Origin of the sequence: Mesorhizobium sp. Cs1321R2N1, from assembly GCF_037179725.1 — a bacterium.
GTDB lineage: Bacteria > Pseudomonadota > Alphaproteobacteria > Rhizobiales > Rhizobiaceae > Mesorhizobium > Mesorhizobium salmacidum.
The window spans coordinates 1-10,630 of the sequence record NZ_JAPYKP010000173.1; the positions used below are offsets into that span (position 1 = coordinate 1).

10 protein-coding genes are annotated in these 10,630 nt (G+C 62.0%); 4 read left to right on the forward strand and 6 right to left on the reverse strand.

Translation table 11 applies throughout. The annotated features are described in order from the left end of the window. The 5 genes from O7A61_RS28345 to O7A61_RS28365 form a co-directional block, all read right to left on the reverse strand. The coding region (locus O7A61_RS28345; RefSeq protein ID WP_337132584.1) for a Na+/H+ antiporter at window positions 1-1,351 on the reverse strand (1,351 nt) is incomplete at its 3' end. A 135-nt stretch (window positions 1,352-1,486) separates the two neighbouring features. Then, window positions 1,487-2,740: a L,D-transpeptidase family protein gene (locus O7A61_RS28350; RefSeq protein ID WP_337132585.1), complete on the reverse strand. Its 1,254-nt coding sequence runs from the start codon at window positions 2,738-2,740 to the stop codon at window positions 1,487-1,489. 349 nt (window positions 2,741-3,089) lie between these two features. Further along, entirely contained in the window at window positions 3,090-3,605 is a 516-nt protein-coding gene (ldtR, locus tag O7A61_RS28355; protein WP_013896002.1) for a transcriptional regulator LdtR, read from the reverse strand. Window positions 3,606-3,843: 238 nt separating this feature from the next. Continuing rightward, window positions 3,844-4,266: a DUF6163 family protein gene (locus O7A61_RS28360; RefSeq protein ID WP_027143571.1), complete on the reverse strand. Its 423-nt coding sequence runs from the start codon at window positions 4,264-4,266 to the stop codon at window positions 3,844-3,846. Then, complete coding sequence (locus tag O7A61_RS28365; RefSeq protein ID WP_337107533.1) at window positions 4,263-5,303, reverse strand: enoyl-CoA hydratase/isomerase family protein; 1,041 nt, start codon at window positions 5,301-5,303, stop codon at window positions 4,263-4,265. The genes O7A61_RS28360 and O7A61_RS28365 overlap by 4 nt, the downstream gene beginning before the upstream one ends. A gap of 161 nt (window positions 5,304-5,464) precedes the next feature. Between O7A61_RS28365 and O7A61_RS28370 the strand changes: the two genes are divergently transcribed. From O7A61_RS28370 to O7A61_RS28380, 3 genes are all read left to right on the forward strand, one after another. After that, window positions 5,465-6,286 carry a DUF2066 domain-containing protein gene (locus O7A61_RS28370; protein WP_337132586.1) on the forward strand — a complete coding sequence of 274 codons (822 nt, stop codon included), beginning with the start codon at window positions 5,465-5,467 and terminating at the stop codon, window positions 6,284-6,286. Between the two features lie 112 nt (window positions 6,287-6,398). Beyond that, window positions 6,399-7,430 (forward strand): porphobilinogen synthase, encoded by a 1,032-nt coding sequence (gene hemB, locus O7A61_RS28375; RefSeq protein WP_027143568.1) that lies wholly within the window; start codon window positions 6,399-6,401, stop codon window positions 7,428-7,430. A 451-nt stretch (window positions 7,431-7,881) separates the two neighbouring features. Beyond that, window positions 7,882-8,526, forward strand: coding sequence for a dihydrofolate reductase family protein (locus tag O7A61_RS28380; RefSeq protein ID WP_337132587.1), 645 nt, complete (start codon window positions 7,882-7,884; stop codon window positions 8,524-8,526). Window positions 8,527-8,727: 201 nt separating this feature from the next. Here O7A61_RS28380 and ppk2 read toward each other — a convergent pair whose 3' ends face one another. Beyond that, a complete protein-coding gene (gene ppk2, locus O7A61_RS28385; protein WP_337132588.1) occupies window positions 8,728-9,648 on the reverse strand; it encodes a polyphosphate kinase 2 in 921 nt (306 codons plus the stop codon). Between the two features lie 281 nt (window positions 9,649-9,929). On the opposite strand from ppk2, the gene O7A61_RS28390 reads away from it, so the two are divergent. Beyond that, the coding region (locus O7A61_RS28390; RefSeq protein WP_337132589.1) for an aldo/keto reductase at window positions 9,930-10,630 on the forward strand (701 nt) is incomplete at its 3' end.

The window sequence follows — 10,630 nt, forward strand, 5'->3', positions numbered from 1 at the left end:
CGTTGGCGATGCTCTCGATCCTGGCGATCGCCGCACTGGCGGCGCCGACGCGCGCCCGGCGCTCCTCCGCGGCGGCCGGATTCTCGCCTGGCTCGACCAGTCCCCGCGCGATCCTGGGCAAGGCAAAGCTGGCAATGACGAGCGAGCAGATGATGACGCCGGCGGCGAGGAAGATCACGACATCGCGTGCCGGAAAGGGTGAGCCATCCTGCAAACCCAGCGGCAAGGACAGGATGCCCGCCAATGTGATGGCGCCGCGCACGCCGGCCACGGAGCCGGCGAGCCGGACGCGAAATCCGAACGGCTCGGCCTTGCGCTTGCCCACACGCGCCGCGATCGCCTGGGCGATGTCCCCGACCCAGATCCACAGGAAGCGCAGCCCGATCAGGCAGAGCGTCAGGATCAGCACCGTCGCCACCGGCTCGATCAGCCAATGCCGGCTGGACAACTCCGGCGGGACCTTGCGGATGATGTCGGGAAGCTGCAGGCCGAGCAGAATGAACAGAGCGCCATTGAAGACGAAAGTGAGCGTCGCCCAGAGCGACAGAATCTGCATGCGCGCCGACACGCCGAGGAAACGGTACATGCCGCTGACCCCGGTCAGCAGGCCGGCGGTGACCGCCGCCAGGATGCCCGAGGCTCCGATATGCTCGGCGCCGAGATAAGCGACGAAAGGCAGCAGGATCATCACGAGAACCTGCGCATCGGCCGGCACGCCGCCGATGCGGCTGAGCAGCTGCAGAGCCTTGGCGGCGATGAACAGGGCCGCGATACCGGCCAGGATGCCAGCGGCGACGGCGTAGAGAAAGCTGAGCGAGGCTCCCGCGAGCGAGAAGCTGCCGGTCAATGCCGCCGCCACCGCAAAGCGGAACATGACGAGGCCCGACGCATCGTTGAGCAACGACTCGCCCTCCAATATGTGCATCAGCCGGGCGGGAATCACATTCCTGTCGACGATCGAGGACACCGCCACGGCATCGGTCGGCGACAGCACGGCGGCCAGCGCGAAAGCGACGACGAGCGGAATGCTCGGCACGAGCCAGTGCAAGGCATAGCCAAAGCCGACAATGGTGAAGAAGACCAGGCCAATGGCGAGATCGAGTATGGGTCCGCGCAAGGCGACGAGTTCGCGCTTGGGCGCCGCGAAGGCGTCACCAAACAGAAGCGGCGGGATGAACACCAGCAGGAAAAGTTCGGGATCGATCTCGACATGCAGGCCCCTGGCAGGCCAGGCCAGGGCCGCGCCGATGGCGATCTGCAGCACCGGCAACGGCACCCGAACCAGCCGGACGAGCGCGCCGGACAGCGCCACGAAGACAAGCACGACGAGAATGAAGATGGAGACGTCCATGGCACGATTCCCGCTGTCTGCCGACCATGCGCAATAGCCGGAGCTTCGTCCAGCCGGTCTAACGGCTGGAAATGGCGGCGTCCGCAATAAAAAAGCCGCCCTGAGAGCGGCTTTTTTTGCGAAAATATCAGGTCGTTATAGCGAAGACGTGATCTGCAGCTCGCTGGCGCCGTCGAGCGCGTAGACATCGTCGCGGAACTGGACGACGCCGGGTCCTGTCGACCACGCCGAGAGATAGAGGAAATGCACCGGCACCGGGTTGGTGACCTGGATCGGCGTGTTTTGGCCGGTCTTGATAGCCGCCTCGAAATGCTGGCGATCCCAGCCGGGCGTGTCGCGCAGGATCCAGGTGACGAGATCACGCACGTTCTGGACGCGCACGCAGCCCGAGGAATCGAAGCGCATCATCTTGCCGAACAGGCTCTGCTGCGGCGTGTCGTGCATGTAGACGCCGTCCGGGCTCGGGAAATTGATCTTGACCGACGCCATGGCGTTTTCCGAACCGGGATCCTGACGGAAACGGTACTTGGCGGCATCGTCGGTCGACCAGTCCACATTCATCGGATCGACTTCGCTGCCATCGGGCGCGAACAGGCGGATATGGCTGTTCTTGAGATAATCGGGATCCTTCCGCATCAGCGGAATGATGTCCTTGCGCACGATCGAGACCGGTGCGTTCCAGTACGGATTGACAATGATCTCGTTGATCTTGGAATTGACGATCGGCGTCTGGCGATCGATCTTGCCGACGATCGCGGTGTGGCGAAGCACGACGCGGTCGTTCTCGACCGCTTCGATCTGTGCGGCAGGAATATCGACCAGCACATAGCGGCTGCCCAGCGTGCCGGCCTTCTCTTTCAGCCGCTGCAGATTGGTCTGCAGCTGGCCCAGCCGGATTTGCGCCGAAACATTCATCGCGGCGTAGGTATACTTGCCCATCGAGCCGTCAGCCGGCAGGCCATGGCGCAACTGAAAGCGCTTGACCGCCGAGTCGACATAGGAATCGAAAGCCGTCGAAATGCCGGCGCTCTGCGACAGGTCGCCCGCCATCATCAGGCGCTTGCGCAACGGCACCACGTCCGGGTCATCGACGCCGAGTTGCAGTTTCTTGGTCGCGGGAACGTCGGTCCAGCCGCCCTGCGCGACGATGTTGTGATATTGCGCGACCGCCTGCTCGGTGAAGGCGACGGTCTGCGGGCTGAAGATCGGCAGCGTCGAGGCCACCTTGCCGCCTTCGCTGGCGCGGGCATCGAACTGATCATCCCAATTGCCGCGGGCAGAGGATTTCAGGATATCCCCGATCACATCCTGCGCACTGGCACGGCCGGCCACCATGGCTGCGGCGAGCGCGGAGGCTCCGGAAAGGAAAAAGCGGCGGCTGGTTCTCATGGACGTTCCAGACATTCTTGTAGCGTTCGATCACTTGCTGCGTCGATCATCGCGCGATCTCGCCCGCACTCTAAAATCGGCAATCTTAACAATTAGCCAACCATGGTCCGTATCACATTGGCGACAAAGGCAAGAGGCGCGATGCGGTTGCGGGTGGACGCATGGTCTTCACCACAGCATCACTGCCACTCTCGGTTCCACTGGAATATGGCGGCAACGTGGCCTTGGCCCGTAATTTGCTTTGGCCGGACGCAAGAAAGAAAAGACCGGTGCTTTTCGGCACCGGCCCTGACTGGAGGTCGCTGTTATGGCCACGCTTCTGCGGCGCGGCTCCGTTTCCTGGATGGTCTTACATCCGGTAGGCGATGGTGTCGTTCCAGAAGCGGTCGAGCCGCTGCAGGGCGCGGTTCATCTGCTTGAACTCGTCGGTGTTGATGCCTCCGACCTGTTCGATCGAGCCGACATGGCGTTCATAGAGACCGGCGACCACATCAGCCACTTCATTGCCTTTCGGCGTCAGCGAGACGCGGACCGAACGGCGGTCGATGCGTGAGCGCTGGTGGTTGATGAAGCCGAGATCGACCAGCTTCTTCAGATTGTAGGAGACGTTCGAGCCGAGATAGTAGCCACGTGAACGCAGCTCGCCGGCGGTCAGTTCGGAATTGCCGATGTTGAAGAGCAGCAGCGCCTGGATGGCATTGATGTCGGAACGGCCGTTGCGGTCGAATTCGTCCTTGATGACATCAAGCAGACGGCGGTGCAGACGCTCGACCAGCTGCAGCGATTCCATGTACAGGGAACGGATAGCCTCGCGGCGATCGTCGGAAACGTTGGCGGTCTTGGCCGCCGGACGCGAATTGATCATTGTCTTTGCCTCTCGTTTGTCGCCCTGGTGATTTTTTGTTTTTCACCTTGATCGCGACACTATCGAATACTCATAAAATTCGACTTAAACGCTAGGGCTAACAAGAGCTTACCGGTAAGAGGTTTCGGAAGACGCTTAACGAACGGTCACCCGGGCAAGGATGATTAACCTAAAGATTTAGGCAATGATCGCCGGGGCGGATTCGAGCGGTCGCCAGGTCGTCAACCCGTACAATGGCTTAGTGTCGTGCCGGGCGTTTCTGCAGATAGATGACGACGCGAAAGACGATGTAGAGCAGCGCCACGCAGGCATGCGAGACGATGATCAGGAGACGGTGGCCGAAAAGCTCGGGAAAGCCGGCATACATGACGGTCTCGGTGACCGCGCATATGAACCAGATCACCGGACCCCAGGACGCCAGCATCCACAACCCGGCCGCGGCGAAGGGAAAGAACACGGCGAGCATCACCGCCGCCACCTGCCAATGCACCGGCATAAGATCGAAGCGCCACAGCGAGCCCGGGTAGAATCCGATCAGCTTGATCCAGTACAGGATGCCGAACATCAGGCAGTAGCCCGCGATGACGCGCTGGAACCAGGCGAAGATCACCTCGACCGTCGAGGGCTGCAGGACGACGCGTCTCGATGTCACTTCGCTCACAGCCCAAGCTCCCGATCGCCGAGCGGAGCGAAATAGGCCTCGACATCCGCCTCGCTGACGGCATCGATCTTTGCCGGCCGCCATTGCGGCTTGGAGCCCTTGTCGATGATGGCGGCACGGATGCCTTCGTAGAAATCGTGGCCGGCCAGCATGCGGTTCAGGATACGGAACTCCATCCTCATGCAGTCGTCCATCGACAATGTCTGCCCGGCGCTGATCTGCCGCCAGGCGACGCGAAGGCTGGTCGGCGAGCGCATGCGGATCGTCGCCAGCGTCCTGGCCGCGAATTCGTCCTTGTCCGCGCGATCCAGGCTGTCGATGAGGTCCGGCAGCGAGGGTTGGGCGAAATGGCGGGAGATCGCCTCCAGGATGGGCCTGTCGGTCTCCCGCTTGGCCGGAACAAAGAACCCGCGCAGCACCGATTCCGGATCGCCCGTCAGCGCCAGCCGGTCGAGGAAGCTCGGCTGGTCCTCGGCCTTGATGGTGTGGGTGGCCAGCCCCGACCACAGCGCATCGCCATAGCGGATGCGGTTGCCGGTCAGCGCCAGATACATGCCGAAGGAACCGCCAAGATCGGGCAGCAGATGACTGGCGCCGACATCGGGGAAAAAGCCGATGCCGACCTCCGGCATGGCGAACTGGGCATTCTCGGTCATCACCCGGTGCGAGCCGTGGAAGGAAATGCCGACCCCACCGCCCATGACGATGCCGTCGATGAGCGCCACATAGGGTTTCTTGAAACGGGCGATGTAGGCGTTGAGCCGATACTCGTCGGCGAAGAACTCGACCGGCGGTTTTCCGGCCCGGCCGGCTTCGTAGATGTGCAGGATATCGCCGCCGGCCGAAAACGCCCTGCCCTCGGCCTTGACCACGACGACATCCACGCCGTCGTCCCGCTCCCAGGAGCGCAGGGCCTCGCCCAGCGCCTTGACCATGCGATGGGTGACGGCATTGAGCGCCAGCGGCCGCGTCAGGGTGACGACGCCGGCCCTGCCCAACCTTTCGAAGCGAATTTCGTCGCCTCCACCAAAATCCATCGCCAGAGAATCCTTCCCCGCGCCTGCGGGACTGAAGTGCTAAAGGCGGCGCATGGGTGCGTCAATGGCAGCAGTCTGTCCGCCGCGGTCTTGGCGGCAAGTGGCGGCCGATGCTAGACGTTGGCGGCCATTACGGCAGGCCAAGAGCCGGATAGTGAGCCATGCCGCAGTTTTTGCGCCTTGTCCTTGTTCTGAGTTGCCTGTCTGCGTTGTGGGCAACCAATGTTCCCGCCAGGGCAACCGACCTTGGCGATCTTTACCAATCGCAGACCATCGTCACCGGCCAGGGTGAAGAAAACCGCCAGCTCGGCTTCAAGACTTGCCTCGACAAGGTCCTCGTCCGTGTTTCGGGCGATCAGCGGCTGCTTGCCAGACGCGAAATGGACGCGTTGCGCGACAAGGCCGGCAGCTTTGTCGACAGCTTTCGCTACCATGACCGGCTGGAGGGTATTCCGATCCATGACGAGCAAGGCACGCATGACCGGCCGCATGACCTCACCTGTCTCTACAAGCCTGATGTGATCGACAAGGTGCTGGCATCGCTTGGAAGCAGGCCCTGGCTTGGCGAGCGGCCGACACTCGCCGTCTTCCTCACGACTGAACAGGGCACTCGGCATTTCGTGCTGAGCGCTGAGGAAGGGCGCGGCGAAACGATGCGCGAATCCTTCATCAATGCCGCCGGTCCAACGCTGATGCATGTCGTCTTTCCGAGGGCTGCGGAGCTTGGCGACCTGAGCGAAGAAGCGTTGCGCGCGGCCGACATGGCAAAGTTGGATCGGCTGGCCAAACAGGCCGGAGGCGACCGAACGCTCGCCGGCAGCATCGTATGGAGCGATGAGGAGCTAGGCTGGATCGCCGATTGGCGACTGGCCGACCACGGCAAGACCTATCGTTGGCAGGTGCGCGGTGTCAGCTTCGACGAGGCGTTCCGTGTGGCAATCGGAGGCGCGGCACAGATCCTTTCGGGCAATGGGCAGCCCTGACCGATAGGCGTGGTGGAACAGCGCCGTGGCAGCTTTGACCCCTGGCACAAACGTGTCGCATTGGTCAGCACCAGGGGCTCGTGGTAAAAGCCACTGATCCGGAGTTTTGGCCATGAACAAATTCACCCCAGCAAAACCTGCCGGCGCGCGCAGCGTCGACGACGTCACCGGCAGCCGCCGCCTGCGCCGCATGCGCAAGGCCGACTGGTCGCGCCGGCTCGTGCAGGAGAACAGGCTTTCGGTCGACGACCTGATCTGGCCGATCTTCGTCGTCGAGGGCAGGAATGTCCGCGAACCGATCGCCGCCATGCCCGGCGTCTTTCGCCTGTCGGTCGACCTTGCCGTCAAGGAGGCCGAACGCGCGGCCAAGCTCGGCATCCCGGCTCTTGCCACCTTCCCCAATGTCGATCTAGGCCTGCGCGACCAGACCGGCTCGCACATCCTCGACCCGGAAAACATCATCAACCGTGCCACCCGCGCGATAAAGGAGGCGGTGCCCGAGATCGGCATCATCACAGACGCGGCGCTCGATCCGTTCACCAGCCATGGCCATGACGGCATCCTGCGCGACGGCATCATCGTCAATGACGAAACCGTGGAACAGGTCGCGGCGGCGGCCGTCATCCAGGCGGCTGCCGGCGCCGACATCATCGCGCCATCAGACATGATGGACGGCCGTATCGGTGCCATCCGCGACGCGCTCGACGCCAACGGTTTTCAGGACGTGGCGATCATGTCCTACGCCACCAAATTCGCCTCGGCGTTCTACGGCCCCTATCGCGAAGCAGTCGGCACCGCCGGCCTGCTCAAGGGCGACAAGAAGACCTATTATATCGACCACGCCAATTCGGACGAGGCGGTCCGCGAGGCCGAACAAGACATCGCTGAGGGCGCCGACATGCTGATGGTGAAGCCCGGCCTGCCCTATCTCGACATCATCCGCCGGCTGAAGGACGAATTCCAGATGCCGACCTTCGCCTATCAGGTGTCGGGCGAATATTCGATGATCAAGGCGGCCGGCGCCAATGGCTGGATCGACGGCGAGAAGGCGATGCTGGAATCGCTGCTCGCCTTCAAGCGTGCCGGCTGCGACGGCATCCTGACCTATTTCGCTCCCGAAGTGGCGGAAATGCTGAAAGGGTAGCCCCAAAGTCCCGGGCAAGGCCTTTCAGTAGATGTCACCACTCTTTCGAGCGGTCGGCGGTTCCTTCGAATTCCCGCTGACAAAAACCGGCAGCTGCAGCTAAAATAACCGCGCGGCCGGAGGCGGCCGGCAGCCCGCACCTCGGCCGAGAGGTATGGCTAACGCCTCCAGAGGATGCTTCCTGACCCGGTTCCCTGTCGGGGTCGGGCGTCGTCAATGCGGGCACCACATCCGTTTCGTGAAATTTACAGGCGAATGAGTTGATATCGCGGCTGACTCGACGGCCGCCACTGGCCGTCCGTGCCGACCGCTACACAACGGTCTGGACATCGCTTGGTGCAAAGGTCTGGATAGATGTCTTTCCATCCGAAAAAATACCGCTTGCAATTCACAATCAGTTTGCTAGAAGAAAACCACTTGCAAAATACAACTGGTTATCGAGGAGGTCTTCATGTCCAAGCTTCGCGTCAACGCTTTCAGCCTGTCCCTCGACGGCTACGGCGCCGGGCCTGATCAGAGTCTGGAAAATCCGCTCGGCGTCGGCGGAATGGCCCTGCACAAATGGGCTTTCAGCACCCGCACCTTCCGCAAGATGTTTGGCGAGGAAGGCGGCGAGACAGGCGTCGACGAAGACTTTGCGGCGCGCAGCTTCGAGAACCTCGGCGCCTGGATCCTCGGCCGCAATATGTTCGGCCCGATCCGGGGTGAATGGCCTGACGACAAGTGGAAGGGCTGGTGGGGCGACAATCCGCCCTATCATGTGCCGGTGTTCGTGCTGACCCACCACGAGCGGGCGCCCATCACGATGGAAGGCGGAACGATTTTCCATTTCGTCACCGGCGGGATCCATTCGGCGCTAGAGCAGGCAAAATCAGCGGCCGGCGGCAAGGACGTGCGGGTCGGCGGCGGCGTCTCCACCGTCCGGCAATATCTCCAGGAGCGGCTGATCGACGAGATGCACCTGGCGATCTCACCGGTGCTGCTGGGCAAGGGCGAAAACCTTTTTGCCGGCCTCGACATGCCCAACCTTGGTTATCAGTGCACCGAACAGGCGGCAACGGCACTTGCCACACACGTGGTCATCAACAGGGCTTAGGCCGAGCCCTTTTGGCGCAGCTCCTTTCTCCCCGTCACTATACCAGGAGAAAGTCCGGCAGGACAATGAGGGGCGGTGCTGCCGAACGAAGATGATGCTGGCGTAGTCCTGCGAATGGCGGTCTAACCAGTTAGCCCTGCGCCCCTCTCATCCGCCCTTCGGGCACCTTCTCCCCGTGAAACGGGGAGAAGGAAAGGTTTCTCAATATTTCTCCGGCACGTAAAGTTCGCGCGGCAGGACCTGGCGTTCGTATTCGGGGTTGAAGACGCGCTCCGGCAGCGTGATCTCCTCGTGCGGCACGTCTTCGTACGGCAGCTGCTTCAGCAGATGATCGATACAGTTCAGGCGCGCGCGCTTCTTGTCGTTGCCCTCGACGATGAACCAGGGCGCTTCGGGGATGTTGGTGCGGGCGAAAGTCTCCTCCTTGGCCTTGGTGTACTGTTCCCAGCGCACACGTGACTGCAGGTCCATCGGCGACAGCTTCCACTGCTTCATCGGATCATGGATGCGCATCAGGAAGCGCATCTGCTGTTCTTCGTCGGTGATCGAGAACCAGTATTTGACCACGGTGATGCCCGAGCGCACCAGCATGCGCTCGAACTCCGGCACGTCATGGAAGAACTCCTCCACCTGCTCGGGGTTGGCAAAACCCATTACCCGTTCGACGCCGGAGCGGTTGTACCAGGAGCGGTCGAGCAACACGATCTCGCCGCCTGCCGGCAAATGCGGGACATAGCGCTGGAAATACCATTGCGACTTCTCGCGTTCGGTCGGCGCCGGAAGCGCCACGACGCGGCAGATGCGCGGATTGAGCCGCTGGGTGATGCGCTTGATGACGCCGCCCTTGCCGGCGGAGTCACGGCCCTCGAAAATCACCACCAGTTTCTTCTTGTGATAGGCGACCCAGGATTGCAGCTTGATCAATTCGGACTGCAAGCTGATCAGGTCGCGAAAATATTGCATGCGATCGATCGAAGGCGGATGCGAGTTCTTGTAGATCTTGGCGATCTCCATCGACAGCGCCGGCTCCGACATTTCGAGCTCATAATCTTCGTCGAGCGTGTCGGCGAGTTCGGCTTCGAGCCAGTCCTTGGCAGAGGAATTCTGTTTTAGCTCGGTCATATCAGCTGCTCCGCTTGCAAGCCCTGTCGGTTACCACTGGGCGCCCCAATTGCTGGCCAGCGGCCTGGAATGGAAACACCTGAGCCGACTTCAATATAGGCCGGCGGTGACGGTTTTATTGCAGCCCGGGCGCAATTGCCGCCACGGCGGATTCGGCGATGTGTGATCGATCCACTCATTCTGCGGCGACAAGCCGGCCGAATTGTCCTACAAATCCGCGGTCGCGTTCCAGGCCTGCCACTTGGCGGCACGCCTCTTCAACAAAATCGTGAGGATCTGACATGGAATACCGCACCCTTGGCCGTTCGGGCCTGAAGGTTTCGACACTGACGCTTGGCACCATGACCTTCGGCGGCGCCGGGCCCTTCGCCGCGGTCGGCAACAGCGATCTCGCCGAAGCCAAGCGGATGATCGATATGTGCATCGACGCCGGCATCAACCTCATCGACACCGCCAACGTCTATTCGAACGGCCTGTCTGAAGAGATCATAGGCGAAGCGCTCGGCGGCAAGCGCAAGAACGATGTGCTGATCGCGTCCAAGGCGCGGATGCGGATCGGCAAGGGCCCGAACGACGAAGGCCTGTCGCGCCACCATCTGATCCGCGAATGCGAGAGAAGCCTGAAGCGGTTGAAGACCGATGTCATCGACATCTATTTCGTCCACCAGTGGGACGGCCTCACCCCGCTCGAGGAAACCGTTGCCGCGCTCGACACTTTGGTCAGCCAGGGCAAGGTGCGCTACATCGGCTGCTCCAACTATTCCGGCTGGCAGGTGATGAAGGCGCTTTCCATCAGCGACAGCCGTCACCAGCAACGCTTCGTCACCCAGCAGATCCACTACACGCTGGAAGCGCGCGAGGCCGAGTACGAGCTGCTGCCGATCTCGGTCGACCAGGGGCTGGGCGTGCTGGTCTGGAGCCCGCTCGCCGGCGGCCTGCTGTCGGGCAAATACCGCCGCGACAACCCGACCGCCCGCCAGCT